Annotated in this window: 18 protein-coding genes and 5 pseudogenes; 16 read left to right on the top strand and 7 right to left on the bottom strand. The window is 57.5% G+C overall.

Annotated elements, in window-relative coordinates:
* Positions 1-309: 309 nt before the first annotated feature.
* Positions 310-561 carry a hypothetical protein gene (locus CINSTRO3249_RS01755; protein WP_074011919.1) on the bottom strand — a complete coding sequence of 84 codons (252 nt, stop codon included), beginning with the start codon at positions 559-561 and terminating at the stop codon, positions 310-312.
* A gap of 236 nt (positions 562-797) precedes the next feature.
* Between CINSTRO3249_RS01755 and CINSTRO3249_RS01760 the strand changes: the two genes are divergently transcribed.
* A complete protein-coding gene (locus CINSTRO3249_RS01760; RefSeq protein WP_074011920.1) occupies positions 798-1,472 on the top strand; it encodes a TetR/AcrR family transcriptional regulator in 675 nt (224 codons plus the stop codon).
* 97 nt (positions 1,473-1,569) lie between these two features.
* Here the strand turns inward: CINSTRO3249_RS01760 and CINSTRO3249_RS01765 are convergent.
* The 5 genes and pseudogenes from CINSTRO3249_RS01765 to CINSTRO3249_RS01780 all read right to left on the bottom strand — a co-directional run.
* Positions 1,570-2,987, bottom strand: a pseudogene (locus tag CINSTRO3249_RS01765) (efflux transporter outer membrane subunit).
* 20 nt (positions 2,988-3,007) lie between these two features.
* Positions 3,008-6,112 (bottom strand): efflux RND transporter permease subunit, encoded by a 3,105-nt coding sequence (locus CINSTRO3249_RS01770; protein ID WP_074011921.1) that lies wholly within the window; start codon positions 6,110-6,112, stop codon positions 3,008-3,010.
* Positions 6,109-6,876 (bottom strand): annotated as a pseudogene (locus tag CINSTRO3249_RS17950) (efflux RND transporter permease subunit); the annotation flags it as partial. The gene CINSTRO3249_RS01770 and the pseudogene CINSTRO3249_RS17950, both read right to left, overlap by 4 nt.
* 135 nt (positions 6,877-7,011) lie before the next feature.
* Positions 7,012-9,419 (bottom strand): annotated as a pseudogene (locus tag CINSTRO3249_RS01775) (efflux RND transporter permease subunit); the annotation flags it as partial.
* A 242-nt stretch (positions 9,420-9,661) separates the two neighbouring features.
* Positions 9,662-10,825, bottom strand: a pseudogene (locus CINSTRO3249_RS01780) (MdtA/MuxA family multidrug efflux RND transporter periplasmic adaptor subunit); the annotation flags it as partial.
* A 920-nt stretch (positions 10,826-11,745) separates the two neighbouring features.
* Here CINSTRO3249_RS01780 and CINSTRO3249_RS01785 point away from each other — a divergent pair.
* The 15 genes and pseudogenes from CINSTRO3249_RS01785 (at position 11,746) to CINSTRO3249_RS01850 (ending at position 24,625) form a co-directional block, all read left to right on the top strand.
* On the top strand, positions 11,746-12,627 hold the full coding sequence (locus CINSTRO3249_RS01785) for a winged helix-turn-helix domain-containing protein (RefSeq protein ID WP_074011923.1): 882 nt from the start codon (positions 11,746-11,748) through the stop codon (positions 12,625-12,627).
* Between the two features lie 245 nt (positions 12,628-12,872).
* Positions 12,873-13,679 (top strand): helix-turn-helix domain-containing protein, encoded by an 807-nt coding sequence (locus CINSTRO3249_RS01790; protein WP_084790090.1) that lies wholly within the window; start codon positions 12,873-12,875, stop codon positions 13,677-13,679.
* Complete coding sequence (sctC, locus tag CINSTRO3249_RS01795) at positions 13,676-15,310, top strand: type III secretion system outer membrane ring subunit SctC (protein ID WP_074011924.1); 1,635 nt, start codon at positions 13,676-13,678, stop codon at positions 15,308-15,310. The genes CINSTRO3249_RS01790 and sctC overlap by 4 nt, the downstream gene beginning before the upstream one ends.
* A 385-nt stretch (positions 15,311-15,695) precedes the next feature.
* Entirely contained in the window at positions 15,696-17,738 is a 2,043-nt protein-coding gene (locus CINSTRO3249_RS01800) for an EscV/YscV/HrcV family type III secretion system export apparatus protein (RefSeq protein WP_074011925.1), read from the top strand.
* A gap of 17 nt (positions 17,739-17,755) precedes the next feature.
* Positions 17,756-18,157 (top strand): SPI-1 type III secretion system chaperone SpaK, encoded by a 402-nt coding sequence (gene spaK, locus CINSTRO3249_RS01805; RefSeq protein WP_074011926.1) that lies wholly within the window; start codon positions 17,756-17,758, stop codon positions 18,155-18,157.
* The gene (sctN, locus tag CINSTRO3249_RS01810; protein ID WP_074011927.1) at positions 18,158-19,453 is read left to right on the top strand and encodes a type III secretion system ATPase SctN; all 1,296 of its coding nucleotides are present in this window, start codon (positions 18,158-18,160) and stop codon (positions 19,451-19,453) included.
* On the top strand, positions 19,437-19,898 hold the full coding sequence (locus tag CINSTRO3249_RS01815) for a hypothetical protein (protein WP_074011928.1): 462 nt from the start codon (positions 19,437-19,439) through the stop codon (positions 19,896-19,898). Before sctN ends, CINSTRO3249_RS01815 begins: the two co-directional genes overlap by 17 nt.
* Positions 19,877-20,710, top strand: coding sequence for a hypothetical protein (locus CINSTRO3249_RS01820; protein WP_125933096.1), 834 nt, complete (start codon positions 19,877-19,879; stop codon positions 20,708-20,710). Before CINSTRO3249_RS01815 ends, CINSTRO3249_RS01820 begins: the two co-directional genes overlap by 22 nt.
* Positions 20,707-21,864, top strand: a complete 1,158-nt coding sequence (locus CINSTRO3249_RS17380; protein ID WP_217265362.1) for a FliM/FliN family flagellar motor switch protein — start codon at positions 20,707-20,709, stop codon at positions 21,862-21,864. The genes CINSTRO3249_RS01820 and CINSTRO3249_RS17380 overlap by 4 nt, the downstream gene beginning before the upstream one ends.
* A gap of 7 nt (positions 21,865-21,871) precedes the next feature.
* A pseudogene (locus CINSTRO3249_RS01830) lies at positions 21,872-22,186 on the top strand (EscR/YscR/HrcR family type III secretion system export apparatus protein); the annotation flags it as partial.
* A gap of 225 nt (positions 22,187-22,411) precedes the next feature.
* A complete protein-coding gene (locus tag CINSTRO3249_RS16165) occupies positions 22,412-23,305 on the top strand; it encodes a PrgH/EprH family type III secretion apparatus protein (protein ID WP_084790091.1) in 894 nt (297 codons plus the stop codon).
* The gene (locus CINSTRO3249_RS01835; RefSeq protein ID WP_254304275.1) at positions 23,298-23,603 is read left to right on the top strand and encodes a PrgH/EprH family type III secretion apparatus protein; all 306 of its coding nucleotides are present in this window, start codon (positions 23,298-23,300) and stop codon (positions 23,601-23,603) included. Before CINSTRO3249_RS16165 ends, CINSTRO3249_RS01835 begins: the two co-directional genes overlap by 8 nt.
* A gap of 16 nt (positions 23,604-23,619) precedes the next feature.
* Entirely contained in the window at positions 23,620-23,871 is a 252-nt protein-coding gene (locus CINSTRO3249_RS01840; RefSeq protein WP_074011931.1) for a hypothetical protein, read from the top strand.
* Between the two features lie 44 nt (positions 23,872-23,915).
* A complete protein-coding gene (locus CINSTRO3249_RS01845) occupies positions 23,916-24,209 on the top strand; it encodes a hypothetical protein (RefSeq protein WP_074011932.1) in 294 nt (97 codons plus the stop codon).
* The gene (locus CINSTRO3249_RS01850; RefSeq protein ID WP_305781682.1) at positions 24,206-24,625 is read left to right on the top strand and encodes a hypothetical protein; all 420 of its coding nucleotides are present in this window, start codon (positions 24,206-24,208) and stop codon (positions 24,623-24,625) included. The genes CINSTRO3249_RS01845 and CINSTRO3249_RS01850 overlap by 4 nt, the downstream gene beginning before the upstream one ends.
* Here the strand turns inward: CINSTRO3249_RS01850 and CINSTRO3249_RS01855 are convergent.
* A partial coding sequence (locus CINSTRO3249_RS01855) for a flagellar biosynthesis protein FlhF (RefSeq protein WP_254304262.1) occupies positions 24,593-25,952 on the bottom strand: 1,360 nt, incomplete at its 5' end. The genes CINSTRO3249_RS01850 and CINSTRO3249_RS01855 overlap by 33 nt on opposite strands.

A 25,952-nucleotide genomic window follows, 5' to 3' on the forward strand; every position in this document is an offset into this window, starting at 1 on the left:
AATATGTCACCAGGGTTTAATCTGACGTACAAGCTGTAAGCTTAAGGCAGAGTACAAACTCACCGGTAACATCCCAATGATCAGTTGGGGATCATTAACCTTTGAAAGTCAATGATCAAGATATAAGGAAGAGTCTTAATTTATTCTGTCATGGCGTATTAGCCACCGTTTATTGCCGCGATAACCTGCATTATTCTTTGCTTGCCTCTTAAGGCGTCATGCAGGCTCAACGCTGCCCCTAAAAAAAGACCGCCCTGTTGGACGGTCAACATGCAGACAGCGGAATCCCCGGCTATGCCGGGTATGGGTTTAGTTATAGATGACGCCGGTACCATGCATATTGCGCTGTCCCGACAAGGATGTCGGTGGGTAGCTCGGGGAACGATCGCCGTTCACTTTATCTCCCGGCTCGCCAGAATTCAGGGCAATAACGTTAGGGCTCGATGCCGCAACAAGCGTACCAGGCAACGCCTTTGCCAGAGAGGGCAGGCCGACGGCCAGCGCCTGTGAAGACAGCAGGCTGAGGGCGACGGTAAAAATAACTAATTTCATGTTTTTCATGGATTTATCTCACGACTTCACCGTCAGAAGGATGGCGGTTGGATAAATAATTAACATTTGATAACTAAATGATAGACCGCAACGGCCGTCCAGGCAAGACAATATTTTAATGAGCGTTAATATAATCTTGCGCGCAGCGCACATATTGCAAAAAGCCCCTCGACATGGGGGTGAGTATTTTTTATAATGACCATTAATTTAGTGCATTTTTTCACCCATTCGGCAAGAGAGGATCTATGAGCGACCATCAAGCCGCCTGTGTCAAAAAGGGGCGCGGGCGTCCGAAACAATTCGACCGTGAAGCTGCCCTGGACCAGGCGTTGCAATTGTTTTGGCGTCATGGCTATGAAGCGACATCCCTTGCCGATCTTGTCGAAGCCACCGGCGCCAAGGCGCCTACGCTTTATGCGGAATTTGGTAATAAAGAAGGGCTGTTCCGCGCCGCGGCGGAACGTTATGTGACCAAGTTCGCCGAGAAGGGTAAGGCCCTGCTGGCGCGTCCCGGTTTTACCGTCACCCAGGCCATCGAGGATTTTTACCGCGCCGCCGCCGGTATGTTTACCGATAAGAGCCTGCCGTCCGGCTGCTTCATTATTTGTACCTCGGCGGCGTTGGCCGCGTCGTCAGACGAAGTGGCGCAGATCCTGAGTTCGCGTCATCATTTGCAAGAGCATACGCTGCTGGATTTCTTGCAGGCGCGGCAACAGCAGGGGGAACTGCCGGCCGGCACCGACTGTGCCGTACTGGCGAAATACCTCGCCTGCACGCTGCAGGGGATGTCGGTCCAGGCGCGTGACGGCGCCAGCGAGGAGGATCTCAACGGCATTGTCACCACCCTGATGGCCGTCTGGCCGACGTTAACCCAAACCTGCCGCCAGATGAGCGGTGCGCAGGCCACCGAACACGCCTGATAGCGACTGGTTAAGGCAGGGGCCTGCTTGTTCTGGGCCCTAGCAACCGGCGCGCTATGACCCGAGCCATTGGCCTGCACCCTGACGAGGCGACTCGCTACTGCGCGGCGAATTCCTCCGGCGCCTGCCAGCCACCGCCGAGGGCGACGATCAGCTGGACGCTGGCCACCCATTGCGTGCTTTGCAGCGATAGCACACTCTGCTGCTGGGAAAGGCTGGTATTTTGCGTGGTGGCTACATCGAGGTAATCAATCATCCCCGCTTCGTACTGATTGTAGGTCACCCGCGCCGACTCTTGCGCCGCCTGCGCCGCCCGCTGCTGGGCCGCGATTTCGCTCTCCAGCGTCTGCAACTGCACCAAATAATCTTCTACTTCCTGGAACCCTGCCAGCACCTTTTGGCGATAGTTGGCGACGCTTGCATCGTAGCTGGCCTCCGCCTGTTCTACCTGCGCTTTGGTGGCGCCGAAGTCCAGCAGGGTACCGCTCAATTCCGGCCCCAGCGACCAGGTCCGGTTGGGCAACGACAACAGATTGTGCAACGCCGAGCTGGTAAAGCCGCCGCTGGCGCTCAGGGTTAAATCGGGATAATAGGCCGCTTTGGCGACGCCTATCGCGGCGTTGGCGGCCACCACGCTGCGTTCGGCATAGGCAATATCGGGGCGGGGCGGCGCTGCAATAATTGCGACGGCAACGCTTGCGGGATTGGGGGCAGGGTGGCGATAAGCGGTGCGGCGGGCAGGCTGAACGCCGAAGGCGGTTTGCCCATCAAGACCGCAATCGCATGCTCAAGCTGGGCGCGCTGCCATTGCACACCCAACGCGGAGGCGCGGGCGCTCTCAAGGGTAGTTTGCGCCTGCGCCAGCGTATCGCGCCCTTCGCTGCCGGCCTGATATTTATTGCCGATGATGCGCACATAACGCTCATAAGCGGTAATACTTTGCTGATAAAGCGCCAACTGCTGATCCAGCACCCGCAGTTGGAAATAGTCCTGCGCCAGCGTTGATTGCGCGCTGAGGGTGATATTAGCCAGCTCCGCCTCGCTCGCCTGGGCGCTGGCCCGGTTTTCTTCCAGCGTGCGGCGCAGCTTGCCCCACAAATCCAGCTCCCAGCTGGCGCTGGCGGTGGCGCTATGACTCGTGCTGGTCGCGCTGCTGTTGCCCGAACGGGTGCTGGACGCCGTGCCGGTGACGCTGGGGTAGAGACCGGCGCGGGATTGCCGCGCCAACGCCAGCGCCTGACGATACAGCGCCTCATATTGCGCGACGTTCTGGTTGGAAATCTGCACCTGACGTAACAGGTCGGACAGGACCGGATCGCGGTAAACCGCCCACCATTCGCCCTTGCTAAGTTGATCGAGCGGCGTCGCCCGGGTCCAACCCTTGGCTTCTTTGTACTGCAGCGGCACCTCCGTCGCGGGTCGGTGATAGTCCGGTCCCACGCTACAGCCCGCCAGCGTCAAGGCCAGCGCCAGGGGAAGCAACTTCAGTGCGCGGTGTGTATCTTTCATTGTCATGTTTCACTCTTCAAGCGGCGTCATGCCGTGCCGGTTTTCCGTAAGCGATGCCAGGCGCGCTGGCTTTTGCGGCTAAGTCTGTCAAGATAGAGATAAACCACTGGTGTGGTAAACACGGTCAACAGCTGGCTCAGGGCCAACCCGCCGGCGATGGCCATACCCAGCGGGCTGCGCAGATCCGCGTCACCACCGCTGCCGAGCGCCAGCGGCAACGCGCCAAAAAAGGCCGCCAGCGTGGTCATCATTATCGGCCGGAATCGCATCAGGCAGGCCTGGGTGATGGCCTGCTGCGGCGTCAACCCCTGAGTGCGTTCGGCCGCCAGGGCAAAATCGATCATCATGATCGCGTTCTTCTTCACAATCCCTATCAACAGCAAGATACCGATCAAGGCGATTACCGTCAGTTGGGTACCCGTTGCCAGCATCAGCAGCAATGCGCCCAGGCCCGCCGAAGGCAAGGTGGATAATATCGTCAGCGGATGTATATAGCTCTCATACAGGACGCCGAGCACGATATAGACCGCCGCCAGCGCCGCCAGGATCAACCACGGCATGGACGCGGCGAGCGCGGCGAACGCTTTGGCGGTCCCCTGGAAACCGGCCTGAATGGTGCTGGGCAGGGCAATTTTTACCATTGCGTCCTTGATGGCCGTCTGCGCTTGTTTCAGCGACACGCCATCGGCCAGATTAAAGGCGACGGTACTGGTGGCGGACTGCCCCTGATGCGCCACCGACAGCGCCGCGTTGGCGCTGCTGAAGGTAACGAACGCCGACAGGGGTATAGTTTCACCGTTATCGTTGACCACAAACAGTTTTTTCAGTACTTCGGCATCGCCGGTATAAGCTTCGTTTAATCCCATAATCACATGATATTGATTCAGGGTTTTATAGATTGTCGCCACCTGGCGCTGGCTGAATGAATTATTGAGCATCGCGTCGAGCATATCGGCGTTCACCCCCAGCCGGGTGGCTTTATCGCGATCGATGTTCAACATGATCTCTTGACCGCCGTTTTCACTGTCGGCGTCCACGCTGGTCAGCTCGGGCAGTTTTTCCAGCGCCGCCTTCACCTTGGGCGTCCAGACGCGCAACAGATTGAGATCATCGGCCTGCAGGCTGTATTGATATGAGGCGTTGGCGCTGCGTCCGCCGATATGGATATCCTGCGCCGCCATCAAAAACAGCTGCATACCCGCCTCGTTGCGAAACTTATTGGTCAGCCGGTTCGCGACTTCGGTGGCGCTATCGCTGCGCTTGTCATAATCCTTCAGACGCACAAAGAAGGTGCCGCTGTTGCGCGACCCGAAGGCGCCGCCGCCGATGGACGACATCACGCCATCCACCGCCGGGTCCTGCTGGATAAGCTTGGCTATCGCTTCCACTTTGGGTTTCATCGCCTGGAACGAAATATTTTGATCGGCGCGCACCATCCCCATTAGCAGGCCGGTATCCTGGTTGGGAAAGAACCCTTTTTGCACCACGCCGTATAAAAAAAGGTTGAGCATGATGGTCAGCACCAGGCTGAAGAGCGTAAGCCTTTGATGGCGCATCACCCAGCCCAGCGCCAGCGCATATCCCGCCAGCAGCCGGGCCAGACCGCGCTCAATCAGCAAATAGACCCGGTTGGGGCGTTTGCTCACCGGCGGTTTGCGCCGCAGCAGCCGTGAGCACAGCATCGGCGTCAGGCTAAGCGACACGACCATCGAAATTAACAGCGAAACGGTGAGCGTGACGGCGAATTCCCGAAACAGCCGACCGACAATACTGCCCATCAGCAGAATGGGAATGAACACCGCCACCAGCGACAGCGTCATCGCCAGGACGGTGAAACCGACTTCCTGCGCGCCCTTGATCGAGGCGCGTACCGGTCCAAGGCCTTCTTCGATATAGCGGGTGATGTTTTCCAATACCACAATGGCGTCATCGACCACAAAGCCGGTGCAGATGATAAGCGCCATCAAGGACAGGTTATCCAAACTGTAATCGAGCAGGTACATCACCGCGCAGGTGCCGATAAGCGATACCGGCAACGCCAGCGCCGGAATGATTACCGCCTGCAGGTTGCGCAGAAAGACAAACACCACGGCGATCACCAGGAAAATCGCAATCAGCAGCGTCTCTTCGGTGTCGTACAGCGAGGCGCGAATGGTGGGCGAACGATCCACCACCTTATGTAGCTCGACATCGCCGGGCAATTCCGCCTGTAGCGCCGGTAGCGCGGCGTTGATGGCGTCGATGGTTTCCAGCATATTCGCGCCGGCCTGGCGGGTGACGCCAATCATCACCGACGGGTTCTGATTGTAATAGCCGATGTTGTATTTATCTTCCACCGAGTCGATGACGGTGGCGACATCGCTAAGGCGGATGGCGGTACCATTGATATAGGTAATAATCAGCGAACGATAATCCCGCGCTTTGTCTAACTGCCCGTTGCTGTCCACCAGAAACGAGGTCCGTTCGCCCTGCAACATTCCTTTGGGCAGATTGGTGGTGCTATTGGCAATGGCGCTGCGTACCGTGTCCAGCGAAATCCCCAAATGGTTCAGCATTTGCGGCTGCAGATCGATGCGCACCGCAGGCAGCGCGCTTCCGAGCAGCGACACCTGACCGACCCCCTGCACCTGAGCGATCTTTTGCTGGATGGTGCTGGATGCCAGATCGTATAACTCGCCGCTGGCGCGGGTGTTGGAAGTCAGCGCCAACATAACAATAGGCGCATCGGACGGATTGGCTTTGCGATAGGTGGGTAACGACGGCATGCTGCTTGGCAGCAAACTGCGTGCGGCATTGATGGCCGCCTGCACATCGCGGGCGGCGCCATTGATATCGCGGTCGAGCTCGAATTGCAAAATAATCCGCGTCGACCCCGTACTGCTGCTGGAGGTCATTTCGGTGACACCGGCTATCTGGCCCAGCGAACGCTCAAGCGGGGTGGCCACGGTCGCCGCCATGGTTTCTGGGCTGGCGCCCGACAGGCTGGCGCTGACCATAATGATAGGAAAATCAACCTGCGGCAGCGGCGCCACCGGCAGCAGCCGGTAGCCCAACAAGCCGAGCAACAAAATGGCAAGCGTGAGCAGCAGCGTCGCCACCGGCCGAAAGATAAACAGCCGTGAGATATTCATTGCGATGCTTGCCTGCTTTTGGAGCGCATGTAACGCTGTCCGCGCTGCGCCAGGCCGTCAAACCACAGATAAATCACCGGTGTTGAGAACAACGTCAGCACCTGGCTGAAAATAAGACCGCCGACAATCACCAGCCCGAGCGGCTGGCGCAGCTCGGCGCCGGAGCCGTGCGCCAGCATTAACGGCAGCGCCCCGAGCAAGGCGGCCATCGTGGTCATCAGAATTGGCCGGAAACGCAGCAGGCAGGCCTGATGAATGGCCTCGCGCGGCGTCATGTGATGCTTATTTTCCGCCTCCAGCGCGAAGTCGATCATCATGATGGCATTCTTTTTCACTATGCCTATTAACAGGATGACGCCTATCAGGGCGATCAGGCTGAATTCGGTGTCGGCGAGCAGCAACGTCAACAGCGCGCCGACCGCGGCCGAAGGCAAGGTGGAAAGAATGGTGACCGGATGAATAAAGCTCTCATACAGGATACCAAGCACCACGTACATGGTGAGCAACGCCGCCAGGATAAGCCACAGCGTATTGCCGGTGGCGCTCTGGAACGCCGAGGTTTCCCCCTGATAGCGCAGGGTAATGCTCGCAGGTTGCTCAAGGGACTGACTCACTTTGGCAATCGCCTGTTGCGCGTCTTCAATTGTGTAGCCGTCATTCAAGTTGAAGGATACGGTGACCGCAGGAAACTGATTTAGCCTGACATGAACCAGGGAACCCGTGCGGCGGTGGACAGTGGCGATGGAAGTCAGTTTGACCATCGCCGTCGTGCTGCTGGCGCTTGAGCTTGAGCTGGCACTGGCACTGGCACTGGCACTGGCACTGGCACTGGCACTGGCACTGGCACTGGCACTGGAGCTGGAACTGGAGCTGGAGCTGGAGCTGGAGCTGGAGCTGGAGCTGGAGCTGGAGCTGGAGCTGGAGCTGGAGCTGGAGCTGGAGCTGGAACTGGAACTGGAACTGGAACTGGAACTGGAACTGGAACTGGAACTGGAACTGGAACTGGAACTGGAACTGGAACTGGCGGCGAGATAGATATCATCCAGCGAGGCCGGCGATTGCTGGTACTTGGGCTGGACCTCCAGCACCACCCGGTACTGGTTGGACTGGGTGAAAATGGTCGACACCAGCCGCTGACCGAAAGCGTTGTAAAGCGCGGTATCGACATCCGCGGCGGTGATGCCGTAGCGCGTCGCGGTTGAGCTCCACATACACCGTTTGCCCCTGATCCTGCAAATTGCTGACCACATCGCTGAATTCCGGCTCCTGCTGCAGGCGCGCAATCAGTTTCGGCGTCCAGTTCACCAGATTTTCGCTATCGGCATCGTCGAGCGTGAATTGGTATTGGCTGGGCGTCACCTGATCGTTAACCGTCAGATCCTGTGAGGATTGCAGATATAGCGTGATGCCGGCGACCTGTTGGGTGGCCTCTTTCAGCTGTTTGATAATCACATCGGCGCGATCCGCAAAGGGTTTCAGGTTGATTTGCAGGCGGCCGCTATTCAGGCTGGTATTGTTGCCGTCGATGCCGACGGTGGAGGAGACGCTTTCCACCTGTGGATTCTTGAGGATATCATCCACCAGCGCCTGCTGGCGTCGGGTCATTTCGCCGAAAGACACATCCTGCGAGGCGACCGTCACCCCCTGAATCAGACCGGTATCTTGCTGTGGGAAGAAACCTTTTGGTACCACCAGATAAAGCAGCGCGGTCAACGCCAGGGTCGCCAGCAGGGTGAGGCGCTGATGATCAAGCACGATTATCAGCAGCCGATCATAGCCGGCGATAAGCCGGTCGAAAATCTCGCCGCCCTTGCGGTAAAAACGGCTTTGCTCCGCCTCGGGGATATGGCGCAGCAGATAGGCGCAAAGCATCGGCGTCAGCGTGAGCGACACCAACATCGACACCAGAATCGACACCGCCAGGGTAATGGCGAACTCCCGGAACAGCCGTCCGACCACATCGCCCATGAATAACAGCGGAATTAATACCGCGATGAGTGAAAAGGTCAGCGAGATGATGGTAAAGCCTATCTGTCTGGAGCCATTAAGCGCCGCCTGCATCGGCGTTTCGCCCTCTTCCAGCCGGCGCGAGATATTTTCCACCACCACGATGGCGTCATCAATGACAAAACCGGTGGCGATGGTTAACGCCATCAACGACAGGTTATTCAGACTGAAACCGGCCAGATACATGACGCCGAAGGTGCCCACCAGCGACAGCGGAACCGCCACGCTGGGAATCAGGGTCGCGGCGATGTTACGCAGGAAAAGAAAGGTCACCATCACCACCAGCGCAATGGACAGCATCAGCTCAAACTGCACGTCGCTGATAGAGGCGCGAATGGTTTGGGTACGATCGGAGAGGATCTGTATTTTGACGCCGTCCGGCAGCGCCGCCTGCAGCGTGGGGAGCTGCGCTTTGATATTATCCACCACCTGGATAACATTGGCGCCCGGCTGGCGCTGGACGCTGATGACAATCGCCGGATTCCGGTTGGCCCAGGCGGATTGGAAGGTGTTTTCCTCCGCCTCCTCGATTTGGGCGATATCTTTCAGCCGCAGCGCGGCGCCGTCCTGATACGTCAGGATCAAATTACCGTATTCGGCGGCGGTACGCAGCTGATCGTTGGCGTCGATGGTAATCGAGTGATAGCGGCCGTCAAAGCCGCCTTTAGCGGTATTGACGTTGCTGTTGCTGATAAGCGTGTTGACATCTTCCAGCGTCAGGTGGTGAGCCGCGAGCGCGCGGGGATCCACCCGTACCCGAATCGCCGCCTGATGGCCGCCGGCCAGGGTGACCATGCCGACGCCGGTTTCAGCGCCAGGCGAGTATTGACCAGATCCTGCACCTGAATCAGCGGCAGCGTATCCGAGCTCGCCGCCAGGGTGATTACGGCGGTATCCGCCGGGTTAACCTTTTATAGGTAGGCGGATTAGGCAGATCGTTCGGCAGCAGGCTGTTGGCGGCATTGATTGCCGCCTGCACTTCTTGCTCCGCCACATCCAGCGACAAATCGAGAGAGAATTTCAGGGTAATGACCGATGCCCCGCCTGAACTGGTGGAATACATCTGGCTCAGACCGGCCATCTGGCCGAGCTGCCGTTCCAGCGGCGCGGTGACCGACGACGCCATCACATCAGGACTGGCGCCCGGGTACAGTGTGGTGACCTGGATCGTGGGATAATCCACCTGGGGCAGCGCCGAGGTGGAAAGCATTTTGTAGGCGAACAGCCCGGAAATCAGCACCGCAATCATCAGCAAAATGGTAGCGACCGGGCGCTCGATAAAGAGTCTGGAAGGATTCATTGTGCGGCGCCGTCGTTACCGCCGGTGGTCGAGGCGCGCTGCGTCGCCGCGCTGCCGGTAGAGTGGCTGCTACCGCCTTGCGCCGTGCCGTTCTCGCCGGTCGTGCCGTCAGCCGGACCTGCATTACCGTTACCGCCCGTGGCGCCGCTATTCGTTGTGCCGGCGCTGCCTTTGACACGGGTGGCGCTACCGGGCGCGCCGCTCTCGACGGCACTGCCGCCGCCGCTATCATTGTCGCTGACAATCGTCACTTTTGCGCCATTGCTCAACCGGTCGATGCCTTCGGTAACCACCCGTTCCCCCGGCGAGACACCCGTTAGAACGGCCTGCAGAGAGGTGCCGAAGCTTGGCCCCGCCTTGACCTGACGGCGTTCGACGCTATTATCCGGCTTGATGACGTAGACGAAATCCCCATCGCTGCTCAACTGCAACGCCTGGGCGGGGATAACCGTCGCATCCTTGAGGACGTTGGTTTGCAAGCGCACATTGACAAATTGGTTGGGGTAGAGTTTTTCATCGTTATTGGCGAACATGGCCTTAAGCTTGATACTGCCGGTGTCGCTGTCGATTTCGTTGCTGATAAAATTCAGCTCTCCCTCTGCCAACACCGTTGTACCATCCTGATCTAACGCGGTGGCGGGCAAGGTTTGGCCGTGATGCAGCGCCTGCAACAGCGTGGGTAAATTAGCCTGCGGGACGCTAAAGGTGACGGCGATAGGCTGGGTCTGGGTAATCGTCACGATGCCGGTGGTGTCGCTACTGTGCACCATATTGCCGGGATCCACCAGCCGCAGCCCGACCCGGCCGCTGACCGGCGCGGTGATCCGCGCATATTCCAGATCCAATTTTGCGGCGTCGATTTGCGCCTGATAGGATTTGATTGCTCCGGCGTATTGCCCCACGGTAGCGGTCTGGCTTTCCAGATCCTGACGCGATAGCGAGTCTTGCGCATAAAGTTTCTGGTAACGCGCCAGCGTCAGCTGGGCGCTTTTCAACAGCGCCTGGTTTTGCGCCAGACTGCCCTGATATTGCGCCAGACTGGCCTGATAGCTGCGCGGGTCGATTTGCGCCAGCAACTGCCCCTGCTCGACCTTTTGCCCCTCGGTAAAATAGACTTTGAGCAACTGGCCATCCACCCGGCTGGTGACGGTGACGCTGGCGTTTGCCACCACCGTCCCCAGGGCCGACAAGGTGACGGGAACGTCCGCCTGTCTGGCAACACCGCCGTGTACCGCTGTCGGACCGCCCATACCCATTCTCATGCCGCCCGCTCTGCCGGCTGGGGCCGCGTCGCCACCGCCGCGGTGAGCGAAAAGGTAGTAACCTAGGCCGGCAACTATTAACAGTACAAAAACCACCACTAAAACATTACGCCATTTAATCGTCTGCTTTGAATATCTTCTCATGGGATGGGGCTGGCCAGTTCCGGTTAAAATCGTGTTATCTTAACAGATTAAAGTAATTCGGATGCTTATTCTGTAAGCGTTTCGTCAAAAAGCGTTTCATTTGCCGTACCGCGCCCGCCGCCGCGTAACGTGGTGCTAAGGCTCCTCAGCCGCAGGGATTTCAACCTGCCAGACGCGGCAACAAGAGAAACATCCTGCTGCGCCTTTTAGCGCGCTAACGCCCGGCGGCCCGCGCCGGAGCACCTGGGCATGCCAAGTATAGCGGCTCGGGGCATAATGGTCAGACGCGGCAACCTGGCGCTCGTCAAACGGAGCAGGGGGTTGGTGTAAGACAGCGTCGTAAACGCATCGCACTGAGCGCTTGCCCATGCCGGCGGCAAGGACCTGCGCAACGTCCTGAACACCTTGATACGCACCCGGCGACCCGAGCGTAAGTTACGCGGCGACCATTGCCAGCGCGGCCTTGGACATCACTTCTCGCCCGCCGTTCGTGCAGATCCACTCAGGGGTAAGGCCCCCCCGCGGATTACCTTGGTGGATAACACACCTGCCGGTCGCCGAAAATAAATAATTATATTAAAATAGATTATTTTATTTGCATAAAGTAAATGGGTAATGTTTCTGAGTAGGTTTAATTGCATCATCCATTCACAGAAATACCGGGTTAATTACTTTTTAATTTCTCGATTCTCCGGCGGGTTATAGGCCGGGATGTTTATCTTTGGTTTAAGTCATTACTATAACCTTTAATAATTAGATGAGGGTTTATTCGTTAAGTCCCAAGATTAATAATCATTATTTTTAGTGGCGAATTAAGGGTCGCATTGAAGAATGATGCATTTGCCATGAGCTACGCTGGACACTATTCCGTGATGAAATAATGAAATAGAAGTTTATCGGGCAACAGGAGATATTAAAGGATGGATATAGCTCTGAAAAAAGATCAGGCGTCTTACGCATGCACGCCCTTAGCGCCCATCGGCCCGGCTGGCGGAGGCAAAAATTCTCTGCCGCCCGTCCAATACGCTTTTGGCGATTTTCTGCTGAACTCCTCCCGTGTGTTGTTTCATAAAGACAAACGGCTCAGCATATCCCCCAAGGAACTCGGGGTGCTGAGTTTATTGCTGGAATCCGCCGGCGAGCTGGTGACTAAGGCGCAGATTATTCATGAGGTTTGGTATGGTGGCAATGTCGGTGAAGAGTCGTTGACGCGTTGTATATACGTATTACGACGTATTTTGCAAGAAGAGAAGGATCGCCGCTATATCGATACCGTCTATGGTAAAGGCTATCGGTTTACCTTACCGGTGACGCGCATTTTGCCCGCCCGGCCCGGTATGCCGGCACGCTGCGTGCTGGCGGTATTTCCCTTCCGGCTGGCCGGGGATATCGACACAGTCGGTCTGCAGGATGCCATCGTACAGCAGCTTGCTCCGTGCTCGCCGCTGGGGCTGCATGTACTGCCGACCTCACTGACCATGAACTGCCGCACGACGGATGCCACGCTGCAATTGCTGGATAAAATCCGGCCCGACTATTACCTCACCGGTTACGAACTAAACCTGGGTGGCGCACCCTCGCTGCGTATCGAGCTGATGCGCGCCGAAGATCATCTGGTACTGCTGCGCGAACGGGTGGCCAAAGTGCATTTGGGAAGCGATGGCCGCTTTTTGCAAACGCTGAAGCCCATGATTTTAGGGGCATTGCCAGGTATGAAAGCGATGGGACTGGCGGTGGGGAACACGACGGAGACGGAGTCCGGTGGGGCATATAGGCCGGGTCAGGACGAAATAAGAAAATGAACCGGCTGCGTCGGCGAAGCCGGCACGGTGCCGGGCAAGGCATCCTGGGGGCGGGCGCATTATTTCGCAGCACAATCCAAGTAGCCCTCACGGAACGTCCTGTTCGCCAATGCCGGCAATGAGAGAGAGCGTTTATCACGCGTCAGGCATGCTGTGAAGCGCTTTGACATTGAGAGACTTTTGCAATTCTTTCCCACCGTGAGTCATATTTTCATCATGATTTCTTCAGAAGAGATAGGCAATGTATGACTATGAATATTAAGCAAAAGCGAACTGAGATAATGATGAGCAAAGAAATCATTGTCTCTCCCGCTTCGCTGCTGAACGAACACCATCAGCAGGATATTTCGGAGCCCAAATGCTGGTTGCTGGAAATTCCCGACGGTGATTGCGATATTCATGTTCGCTGGGCGAATGAATCGACGCGTCTGACATTATCCGCCGGCTGGCGCGGCATGCTATTAATGCAGCGCCTGAATCTGGCGCTGCGCGCCGGCACGGCGCGGCACCAGGAATTGCCGCTGTTCGCGCTGGCGAAACTGCAGGTATTTATCGACGAGTCCCGTGGCGTCCAGGTCGATTACGCCCAGCAGCAGTGGGCGCAGGTCGAATTGGACGATTACCCGAATATTGGCACCTGTGCCGATATAGAGCAGTGGATGCTGGGGAATTACCAGAGCTCGCCGTCCCAGATGAACGCGCTAGCGGTATTTTTACGCCAGACGGAATGCTATTGGCTAATACGGTTTTTATTAAATGAATCGGTCAATAACGGGAAGTTAAACGTTCTGGGTGCGCGTTACGGCTTGTCTTATTCCCATTTCCGCCGCTTGTGTCGCAATGCGCTGGGAAACTCGGCTAAAAATGAGCTGCGCGGCTGGCGTATCGCCAGGGCGCTGCTGGATATGGTCGAAGAGCGGCAAAGCCTTACCGAGGTCGCCATGCGCTATGGCTATGCCTCGTCCTCGCACCTCTCCAACGATGTCAGGGACGCCTTTGGGGTCTCCCCCCGCGGGATATGGAATATGATCAACAAGAAAGCGGAACAATGAATAACATCGCTCTGATAGGCCGCGGCTTGCTCTGCGTAATATTACTGGCTGGTGCCGGCCAGCCCGCTGGCGCGCGGGCGGCGGAGTTACCCCGACAAGGCGACGGCTATGTGGCAAACAAAGACGGCGTAAAAGTATTTTTCGACGCGTTGTCGGCGCGCCTCAACCAGCCGGTCATTGTCAGCAAGCTGGCGGCGCGTAAACAGATTAGCGGCGAGTTCGATCTGGCCGATCCGCGGGCGTTACTGGCGCGCATTACCCAACAGATGGGGCTGATGTGGTACAGCGACGGTCAGGCTATCTACATTTATGACGCCAGCGAAATGCGTCATGCGGTGGTGGCGTTGCGCACCATTTCGCCGGCGGTGCTGCGCCATTTTCTCCAGCAGGCCCAGTTGCACGACCCGCGCTATCCGCTGCGGGGAGAGTCTGGCGGACGGATCCTTTATCTTTCGGGACCGCCGGTGTATATCGAACTGGTGGAAAATGCGGCCCGCTTGCTGGATAAGGAGCCGGACGGGATTCACGAGCGCGAGCAGGCCGAAGTCATCCCCCTAAGTTATACCTTTGTCGGCGATCGCTATTATGCCCTGCGCGGCGAGAAGGTGATCATTCCCGGTATCGCCACGGTGATCGAACGACTAATGAGACGGGAGGGGCGGTTGGCTGTGGCTGACGCTCCAGTTCCATTAATGCCGGCGGAGGTCCCGCTGCCTGCGGCGGAGGCGCGGGCGGAACAAGACGCGGAGCCGCTGTCGTCATGGCCGGTGCAGGTCATTGCCAATCCCAGCAATAACAGCCTGCTGGTCAAAGGCAGCGGTCGTCAGGTCCAATTCGTACGCAATCTGGTGCGATCACTGGATATTCCGAAGCGCCATGTGGAGTTATCGTTATGGATAATTGATCTGGAGAAAAGCGATCTCGATCAGTTCGGCATCGATTGGCAGGGCGGTGCCCGCATTGGCCAGCGGGGTGGCGTCACGCTCAATCAGGGATCCTATAGCGCCTTGGACGGCACCCGGTTTGTCGCATCGATATTGGCGCTGGCGCGGAAACACCGCGCCAACATCGTGTCGCGGCCGATTATCCTGACCCAGGAGAATGTACCGGCGATTTTCGACAACAATCGGACGTTTTATACGCGGCTGCTGGGAGAACGCAGCGTTGAGCTGCGCGAAGTCACCTACGGTACCATGATAAGCGTTCTGCCGCGGTTTTCCGGCGACGATCAGATTGAGATGGTGTTGACCATCGAAGACGGCGGCGAGGTCGCACGGCAGCAGCGTAATGCCGGGCCTGACGACCTGCCGGAAGTGGGACGGCCCCATATCAGCACTGTCGCGCGCGTGCCGCGGGGAAAAAGCCTGCTGATTGGTGGCTATACCCGCGACGAGATCAGGAATAACCGCGACCGGTTGCCCGGTTTGGGGTCGCTACCGCTGATTGGCGGGTTGTTTCGCCATCGCATCGATAAACAAGCCAATATGGTCAGAATTTTTCTCATCCAGCCGCGGGAAATTTCTGAGCCGCTGCAGCAAGACGCCGACGCGTTTGCCCGTTCCATTGCCGCGCGCAGCCAGGCGGGAATACTCAAGGACTGGGCCGATAATTACCTCGCCAGCCAGCACTGACTGGCGAAATAACGCGACGGTTGGCGGATAACGCGACGGTGAAAACTCTTATTAGCTGAGAATGTGGGCGCCGGTTTACCCGGCGGTGAGTAAATATGGTTAATGTGAGCAAGGCATATCCTATGCGGTAACCCAATATTGTCGCGCGACCCGATAAAGACCGTGCCGCGGTAGGGATAAAGACCGCTGCCCTTTATTTATTTCGTGATCGCATTTAATATTAATCATGCATATTATTTATTAAAAAAATATAAATGCTGTTGGGGTTGCGCGGGTGGCCTGCCGGCAATGCGGATAACGCGCTTGCCGGTCGAGGGGAATAACGGACGGCAGTCGTCGTGTCTTTGCTTGATGTCTATCTGGCTGAACGAAATGGATCATTCACGTGCTTAATAGATTTTTAAACCACATTCATTCCCGTCCCGAATTGTTGATTCTGGTGCTGGTCATTACAATAATAGCAATGCCAATAATTCCACTGCCGACTTATCTGGTGGATTTTCTTATTGGCCTGAATATTGTGATCGCCATGCTGGTCTTCATGGGGGCGTTTTATATTGATCGCATCCTGAGTTTCTCGACCTTTCCCGCCGTACTGCTCATAACAACCCTGTTCAGGCTGGCGCTGACCATAAGCACCAGCCGGCTTATCCTGACCGACGCCGATGCCGGTGAGATCATTGCCACCTTCGGCCAGTTTGTGATCGGCGATAATTTGGTGGTGGGGTTTGTCATTTTTGCCATCGTGACCGTGGTGCAGTTCATTGTCATCACCAAAGGCTCGGAGCGCGTCGCCGAGGTGGCCGCGCGCTTCTGCCTGGACGGCATGCCCGGCAAGCAGATGAGCATTGACGCCGACCTGCGCGGCGGCGTTATCGACGCCGAAGGGGCCCGGCAGCTGCGCAGTGTGCTGGAACGTGAAAGCCAGCTCTACGGCGCCTTCGACGGCGCAATGAAATTTATCAAAGGCGACGCGATTGCCAGCATTATCGTCGCCTTCGTCAACTTTATCGGCGGTATCGCGGTAGGCATGAATCAACATCAGATGGATCTGTCGCAGGCGCTGTCCACCTTCACCCTGCTAACCATCGGCGATGGTCTGGTCGGCCAAATTCCGGCGCTGCTGATTTCGATTAGCGCAGGCCTCATCGTCACCCGGGTCAACGGTGATGGCGACAATCTGGGCCGCAATATCATGCAGCAATTGCTGGGAAATCCCTTCGTGCTGCTGGTTACCGCCGTACTGGCGTTATTTATCGGCATGCTGCCCGGCTTCCCGCTGCCGGTGTTTGTCATGCTGGCCATGGCGCTCGGCACCTTGCTGCTGATGCGTCAGTGGCAAACCCGCGTCGTCCCGCTGCCGGCGACGGCAGATTACGCCGGCGGCATGACGCTGCACGCCGGAACAGGGGACGGTCAGCTGGCCGGCGGCTATCCAGAACGGATGATGCCCGAGGCGCTGGCCGTAATCCTGCAGGTGTCGCGCACCAATTATGCACGGTTGGAAAAAGAGCAGTTATGCGAACGGCTGCGTGGGCAGTTCCTTATCGACTTCGGCGTCGCTCTGCCGCCCCTGATGCTGCGCCCCTGTGAACATACGGACGATCGGACGGTGGTGGTACTGCTCAATGAAATCCGCGCTGATGCATTTACCGTCCATCTCGATAGGTTGCGCCGCGTGATACCCGGCGAACGTCCCTGTCCGCCCAGTGTGGTTTTACACCAGGAGCAGGACGCGGTGTGGGCGGCGCTTGACGACCGGGAGAAGCTGCTTGCCGCCGGCTGCGTGCTGCGGCCGGCGGTAGATGAACTTTATCACTGCTTCGCGGTGATGCTGACTCACCACGTCAACGAATTTTTCGGCGTGCAGGAAACCAAGCATCTGTTGGACAAAATGGAAAACCATGCGCCCGATCTGCTTAAAGAAGTATTGCGCCACGCGACGGTGCAGCGCATTGCCGAACTGCTGCAGCGGCTGTTGATGGAGCGCATTTCCATCCGTCATTTGAAACTTATTATGGAAGCGATGGCCCTGTGGGCGCCGCGGGAAAAAGACGTATCCGCGTTGGTGGAGCACGTACGCTGCGCGCTCGCGCGCTATATCTGCCACCAATTCGCCGTCGATAACCTGCTGCGGGTAATCATGTTGTCGCCGGAGGTGGAGGAAACGCTCCGCGACAGCCTCCATACCACTTCGGCGGGCACCTTTCTCAATCTCGGGCCGCAAGTGTCGGAAGAATTGATGGAGCTGTTTACCAACGCCCTGGAAAGCCTGCCCATCGCCCAACGCGATATTGTCCTGCTGGCGGCAGCGGATATTCGACGTTTTATCAAGTCACTTATTCAACATCGTTTTCGCGATCTTGAAGTGCTGTCATTCGGTGAATTAACGGACAGCATTACCGTAAATGTCATCAAAACAATTTAAACCAAGAGGAAAACGACATGTACGTTGATATTGCGGCATTGGTGCGTGAGGCGCTGCTGGACAGCGGCTGCGATCCCAGCTTACTGGGAAGTTTCGATAGCCACTCTACGATTGCGCTGGATTTTAATGACATGCCAAGTATTTATATCAGCAGCAGCGATGACGATATCTGGCTGTGGTCGCGCATTGCGGAATACCAGGATCCCCTCCTTGAACAATGCTCGTACGGGTTGTTAAAAGAGTTGCTCGAAGGTGCGGAGTATATTCGCGGCGGCCATTTTTCTCTGGCCGAAAACGAAAATTATTTGGAGCTTAAGGCGCTTTTGCTGCCGTGGTGTCTGGAGAACAAGCAAAATTTTGCCAGTGCCCTTAGCGGCTTCTTTGAGCGTTTGGAACGCTTCACCAAGGCGTTGCGCTGAATGGAGCGGCCGCTGCGCATGCTGCGACGACAGGCGCTTCCCCTGCGTTTGTCGGGGCCTATTATTGAGGCGGCGCTGCCGGAGGTGGCGGTGGGCGAAATCTGTGAGATCCGCCGTCATTGGCGTTCGCGCGAGGTCATCGCCTACGCGCAGGTGCTGGGGTTTCACCGTGAGCGGACGGTGCTTAGCCTTATCGGCGCCGCGCAAGGCCTTTCGCGGGAGATGCTGCTCCATCCCACCGGCGGCCCATTGCGGGTAGCGGTCGGCGACGCGTTGCTCGGCGCCATCATTCAGCCCTCGGGACAGCTCAGCGAGCGCCTGGCGCCGGCGCCGGTCGGCTGCAGCACTGAACTGCGCGCGATCGACGCGCCCGCGCCGGACTATCGCCAGCGTGCGGGGGTACGGCAGCCATTTATCACCGGTATCCGCGCGCTTGACGGGCTGCTGACCTGTGGCATCGGCCAGCGCGTGGGTATTTTCTCCTCCGCCGGCTGCGGCAAAACGCTGCTTATGCATCAGCTGATAGCCCAGGCTGACGCCGAAGTGTTCGTTATCGGACTGGTAGGAGAGCGGGGCCGCGAGGTGACCGAATTCGTTGAGGCGTTGCGGCTTTCCCCCCGCCGGCATCAATGCGTATTGATCTATGCCACCTCCAACTACTCCTCGCTGGAACGGTGCAACGCCGCGCTGGTGGCGACAACGGTGGCGGAATATTTTCGCGATCAAGGCAGGCGGGTCGTACTGTTTCTCGATTCCCTCACCCGCTTTGCCCGCGCGCTGCGGGATGTGGCCCTGGCCGCGGGGGAAGCGCCGGCCAGGAGAGGCTACCCCGCGTCGGTATTTGACGCGTTGCCCCGTCTTCTGGAGCGGCCGGGCAACAGCCCTGCCGGCAGTATCACCGCATTTTATACGGTGCTGCTGGAGGGCGATGACGAACCGGACCCCATCGCTGACGAAATCCGCTCGATTCTCGATGGCCATATCTATCTCAGCCGCAAGTTGGCTGCGGCGAATCACTTTCCCGCTATCGATATCCTGCGCAGCACCAGCCGCGTGGCAGGGCAGGTGACGGACGCCCGTCAACAGGCGCTGGCCGGCGCCATGCGCGGTCTGCTGACCCGGCTGGAAGAGATGCAGACCCTGATTGATTTAGGCGAATACCGCCCTGGCGATAATGCGGAAAATGACCGTGCGCAGGCGAAAAAACAGCTGCTCTGGGACTATCTGCGTCAGGACGCCGACCAGGCGGAGGAGTACGGCCAGACGCTGAGGTTAATGCATGCGTTTGAGGCGTGATATCGAACGGCTCCGCGCGCGCTGCGAGCAGCGCCGGCAGACATTTGCCGCGACCCTTGCGGCACTGGCGCGGCAAAGGGAGACGCTTATCGCACGGCTCAGGACGCTGGCGGAGCAGCAGCAGGCACTGGTGCGGCAAATGGCACTGACGTGGCCGCAAGGGGTGGTGGATCACCGCGCCCTGATGCTACATCAGCGGCGGTTGATGGTGCGGCGCGAGGAAAACCGACAGTTGGCAGACCGGCAGCGGCAGTTGGAGCAGGACGTGATGGCGCTGGACAAGCAGCAGCGCGACGCGCTTTGCCAGCAGCGCGCATGGCAGCGGAAGCGGGAAAAATACGATGGCTGGCTTGAGCGACACCGACAGGCCCATCGGCTGACGCAATTATACCGGCAGGAGACAGAAACAGAGGAGATGATGACATGGAACCGCTCGCGAGGATAAAGGACTGCCCGTCGGTAACGGCGGCGTCCGCGGCCATTACGCCGCTGGAGGAGAGAGTTTCTGCCTCATCGCCAGAGAGTGTGGGTCTACAGCGCTGGGGCGCGCCACCGTCGAGCGGCGATGGGGATCATCAATGTGGGCGGGACGCCGACACAAACGATCATACGCTGGAGGTGCATCCGCCCGCTTGGGGGGAGCAGGCGTCTTCGTATCGACCGAAGACGCAGTGCCGCAAGCCTGCGTCGCTCCTGGCCGGCAAAGGGCGCCAGCACGGCGGCGGTCAACGCGCAACGCGGTCAACGCTATTGCTCCTGCGCATCCGTGCTGCGGCACAGACCCCGCTCGGCGCGGGTAAACTGTGCGCGCCCGTCGCGCTGCCGGAGTCGCGATCGGCGGCGGAAGCGTTGATGAACGCGCTGACCAGAGAATTAGAGCAGAGCCAATGGCTGACGCTGCAGCGTGCCGCCGATCCGCTGCTGATGTCCGCCGCGCTTGCCGAGCGTTCAGATCCTCGGGGCGTCAGCGACCGGCAGAAGTGGCGGTCACCGCGCCGGCGGGAGCCGCAGCCCTTGCCGGCGCCTGTGCGGCAGGAAAGGGTGACTGAGGTCACGCAGTGGATCTACCGCTTTCACGGCGACGAGGGAGAATTTGTACAGGTCCAGGCGGCGAACGACGAAGGCGGCTATCGGCTGATCCCGTCCAGCCATCAGGTGCGGGATCGCCTGACGGCACATCTCTCGGGCGCGCCGTCGGGCGTGCGCCTGATGAATGTCCCGACAGCACCGCCGCCGCTGCCGGAGGCGCCGACGTGAAAGCATTCCGGTTACGCAGACTGACACCCGCCGACGGCCACTGGCGTCAGCTACAAGCGGCATGGAACGCCCTGGGCATGACCGTCCGTCTGCGCTGTCCCCCCGAAGGCGTTTATCTGTCTATTGGCGACGAGCATTGGCGGGGGCTTATCGATCCGCGCCAGTGGCTGAGCTGGCACAGTCCGCAGCTGGCGACGCTGGCGCGCGAAGCCATAAGCGAACGCCAGATCCAGACACTAATAGAGGCCATGCCCCAGCCTGTGTCTTTTGAGCCACCGGTATTGTCCGGCCGGGCCCTGGAGATCGGTCCGCTTGTGCACTATCAGGCCGGGGACGCCCCCTGTCTGTGTCTGCCTGCGCGGGAATGCCCGGTCTGGCTGACACACTTCAACGCGCCATTACCCAAGCTGCCCGCCGCCGGTGCGCCCTGCTTGTCCGGCGTACCCTTGGTCGTGGAATGGGTGATTGGCAGCAGTCTCCTTCCGGCGACGATGCGCGGCCAGTTGGCGTCTGGCGACGTCTTGCTTATCTCGCGAGTCACACGTCAGGTGAAATGCCAGGGGCGACCGATCGGTTTTTATTTACAACAGGAAGGAAAGATCAGCATGAAGGCCAATGATAACGATGATGGCGCGCTGGTGGCCGGCCCTATTACACGCTCGCCCGATTTTACTTCAGCCGCGGCCGGCGTTGCCGCTTCGTCCGGCAATGCACATGCCGCCGGTCATTCCCACCCGGTCTCCCACGCCGCAGCGGCGGGACATGCGCAGGCGCGTGAGGGCCTTGTCGCCGCGGCGCCTGGCATACCGCAGCCGCCAGCGGGCCCGGGGTCCCTTGGCGAGTCGGGTTCCGATGCCGGCGTCGCAGGGGCAATCCCGGCGGAGCGGTTAGCGTTGGGCGATGATGCGGCGGCGGATCCGCTGGCTAACCTGCCGCTAACGCTGGAGTTTATTTTGCAGCGTCGTTATCTGTCGTTAGGGGAAATCCAGCAATTTCGCCAGGGTAAAGTGCTGGAGCTGGATCCCGAGGGCGAAAAACACATCGAGATACGCGCCAACGGACATCTGCTGGCGCTCGGCGAACTGGTACAGCTAGAAGATCGTCTGGGCGTGGAATTGATGGAGTTGTCGCTGGATAACCGTTATGACCGCTAATCTCGACCTGCCCAATGACATGGGACTTATCGGGATTTTGGCACTGGCAACCCTATTGCCTTTTATCATTGCCTCCGGCACCTGCTATATCAAATTCTCCATTGTTTTCGTTATGGTGCGTAATGCTCTGGGCCTGCAGCAGGTGCCTTCCAACCTGACTCTGAACGGTATCGCGCTCATGCTGGCAATGTTTATCATGGGGCCTATCGCCGGCGATGCCTATAATGCCTACCAGGCGCAGCCGGGGGCGTTTAGCAGCGCCGCCTCGGTGCTGGAGTTTTTGGAAAACAGCCTGGAGTCGTACCGGCATTATTTGCAGAAATTACCACGATGGCAAGGGGCTGGCGGGTAAATAATAAATTGCAGCGATGAACGCCCGTCATGATTGTCGTATTATGTCGGCTATAGTGATAATTTGTTCTCTGATGGCAATAATTCCTCGCGTGCAATAATAATTTATCAGATTTCCATCATGAAGTTTGGCCGATGAACAAGGTATACTTATTATTAATTCCATCGCAGGCTAAGGTGTTGATAAATATTATGGATGATGAATAAAGAAAACGATCGTGGGTCGCTGTCACGGGACGGTTTCGTACTCCGCTTGCTGAATGGTTCGCTTAAAGGATGCGAATATCGCCTCAGCGCGCCCGTTACCTTATTTGTCACAGGTGGTAAGGCGCAGTCCGATCGGCGATATGAGCCGCCTTCCCTGCCGCCGGAGACGATTTTTATTCCGCATCATCAGGGCGGCGTGAATTTTGAAATTGTTATTGATACCGCTGCGCCGGATAAAAGCGCGCTGCGCGTTTTAGACGATGACGGCATCAGCGAAATACCCCTTGTCTCGAATCGGGTGTTGTTCGCCGGCCCTCAGGCGTTAGCGGTTAGACCGGCTGCTGCGGCGTGGGATGAAGCAATCCTGGGCTTTCAGGAGACGCCGGCGCCCGTCAAGACGGTGGGGCGGCGACGCAAGGGCGCCATGGTCCTGCTGTCGCTGATCGTGGCGGTTGGCGCGGGTTTCTTGCTGCAATACTACGCGACCTCCGGGCATGAGGATGCCGCCGCCCTGGGCAAACAGCTTAGCGGAGAACACGGCAGGTTCCAGCTATTACCCGGCAAGGACGGCAGCATGTACATGCTGGCCAACAGCGAGCGTGATGCCGCCTGGGGCCGTCAGTCGCTGGTACGTCATCCCCCCACCGCCGCGGTGAAGGTGGTGAGCTGCGATGACGAGCGCAGGCGGGTGCATGAATGGCTCGGACGGTACTATCCCTGGCTGGGGCTACATCGCATCCACATCGACGATCCGTCCGCGCCTCAGCTGATTCTCAGCCGACAGCGGGCAGTTCTCTCTCCAGCGGAGCAGGAGCGGTTGAGCAGCGGCGCTGCTGGACATACTGCCCTATGCGCGGCAAATCTCGTTCGACCAGTTGGATGACGACGCCGTGGCAAGCGATGCCGAAAACGGTTTGCGGCAATTGGCGATCGGCTATGCGCGCGTCGATCACCCCGACAGCGTCACGTTCGTGATAAACGGCGCCCTGGAGGATGGTGAGCGCCAGCGGATCCGTCGCTACGTGGAGGCTTTCAAGCAGCGGTGGAGCAGTAACTATGTGCAGTTTACCGTCGAACTGAAAGACGATCCCATAGCGGGAAAATCTTTTTCCTATGGTCAGCAGAACTTTGTCAAACCCAACGCCGGGCACTGGTGTTTCACCCCGTCGTCATCTCACTGATAAGGAGATAAAAAGTGTGAGCATTTTCGATAACATAAGCATGGGTGGCTTGAACAGATACCTTGGCAACGGCAGTCAGTATGACAATCATTTTGAGTCGATATACGATAAGGCCGCCAAAGCGGCGAATCACAAGGACATTGAACCAATGGAGGCGTTGATTGCGCAGCAGCAAGAGGATAGTTTCAAAAATCTTGTCCTTAGAGAGACAACGATGATTAGGTCGAGGGGTGAGCTCACCCGTGAAATTATTCGCAACATGCGCTAACGACGAAGCGGGCGATTTTTCCCACTCTCAAAGGAAAACAGATTATGTACAAAAGCCTCAGTCCCCTTGTGCGGGGCAACTCTCTTTCGAGTTCTTACAGTCTCTCCACGCCGCAGGGGGGGATTCAAGGTTTGGGTGATCGGCTTGAGCGCCTCCTTGCCGATGGCATGGCCAAAAGCCACCATGCCAGGACCGTGCTGCTTCAACCGCCGCCCCTGGGCCTGACGGCCATGATGCAGCTGCAAAACCATGTCATAAATTACGACACAGTTCACCTGTTGACATCCACGATGGCCAGTAAAGCCACCCAGACGTTGAAGACCTTGCTAAGCGCATGAACAGCAACAGACGCCTGGCTTGCGGCGCCATGATGATCGCCCTACTGAGCGCGTGTAAAGAGGAGGCGTTGCTCAAAGGCCTCGACCAGGTGCAGGCTAATGAGGTCATTGCTACGCTGCAGCGCAACAACATCGCCGCCGAGAAAGCGGATCACGGTAAAAGCGGTTACAGCGTAGCCATCAACAAGGTCGATTTGCCGGCGGCGGTGGATCTGCTAAGAACCTACCAATTGCCTTCGCCGCCCCGCATGGAAATCGCGCGGATGTTTCCGGGCGACTCGCTGGTGTCATCGCCGCGCGCCGAAAAGGCGCGACTGTATTCGGCCATCGAACAGCGCCTGGAGCAGTCATTGCAGGTGCTCGAAGGCATAGGTATCTACACATCAGGGAGGAGGCTTAAGAGCAACTCTCGCTAAATGAGTAAGTTCTTCCAGACTATATTCCGATAATAATTTTAGTGTATTCAACAAGATGGATAGGCCAGCGAGCAGAGCAGGAGCGCTCTCTCTGCGGCCTCGCTTTTGCTGTCGTCCTGACAAGCGACATATCAGCTGGCGGGCTGCCGCATTTTCTTCTCCTTCAGCGCGTTGCAGCCGCCATACCAGAACAGCAGCCATACTGGCTATTAACAACCTGCGTAGTACGGCTGGCGCGCTGCGCTGAAGCCATGTTTCTACGTCATGTCCGGCACCTTTCAGCAACTTAAAAAATGATTCAATATTCCAGCGCCAGTAATACCAACGAGCTACTTCCTCGCAGGTGATCTCGCTGCAAACGTTTGTAAGCAGCGTCCAGCGTCCCACCACATTACCGAGATCATCCGTAAGCCGAACAACAACCAATCTGACCGTCAGAGGCTCTCCAGGTTGGATTTTTATGCGGCGGCCGGTTTCTTTATCTTTACGCTTCTGCTGCGCAGCTCGGGTTATGACTATCGAGGTTTCACTGATTTCCATATCAGCTTTTTTCCCTTTCCAGTCTACCTGTCCGCATCCGTTGTATGGCAGAAGAGCAGCAATCTCACCAATTTTCAATGAATTACCTTGCCACTCTGCACCATGTCCTTCTTTTCCTCGGATAAGCCAGCATATTCCTTGAGTACTCAACGTCCGCATATGTCCAATAGAGTCACCCTCTCTATCAATTATATGAATCAGCTTTTTACCTATATTAAGCGATTCCACACGGGCAATATCGGTCGTCAAGGCGTCCATATGTGTCTGCCGTTCGGACAGTCCTTCCGCCAACGTTGAATGACAACCGGTTGCATCGGTAAGTGTCTGAGATAGAGGCGCTATTGGCAAACCCGTGCCAGCATCAACCAGCAAGCTGCTTTGAAGTTCATATCCAACATCGCCACCGTGCGTCATTTTTAAGCGTCCGTATTTGGCATGATGGTAAAGAAATTGTAAACGTGACCAATCATGAACAACGAGAGCGTATGGATGCGGGCTAAGCGAAATTTGCTCAAGTGCTAGCGAAATAATTGGCTCATTGAGTTGACTGAAGCTAATTCGCTTATTATTCAGAAAACGCCAGACAGCTTGGGTAGTTGCGAAAGTTGATTTTTGAGCACTTGCGAGGTCTTTAACCGCAGAAGCAAGAAGAGCCGCGGGCGTCATATGCTGTTTAACCAGCGTCTGATATCGGCGGGTAAGGCGAGAGTCAATCCCGCCAACAGATAGGTTGAAATCATTCTGCAAAGTAATAACAGGTATCACGATAAATGTGTAGATACCTATG

The sequence above is a fragment of the Candidatus Sodalis sp. SoCistrobi genome, assembly GCF_900143145.1.
Taxonomy (GTDB): domain Bacteria; phylum Pseudomonadota; class Gammaproteobacteria; order Enterobacterales; family Enterobacteriaceae; genus SoCistrobi.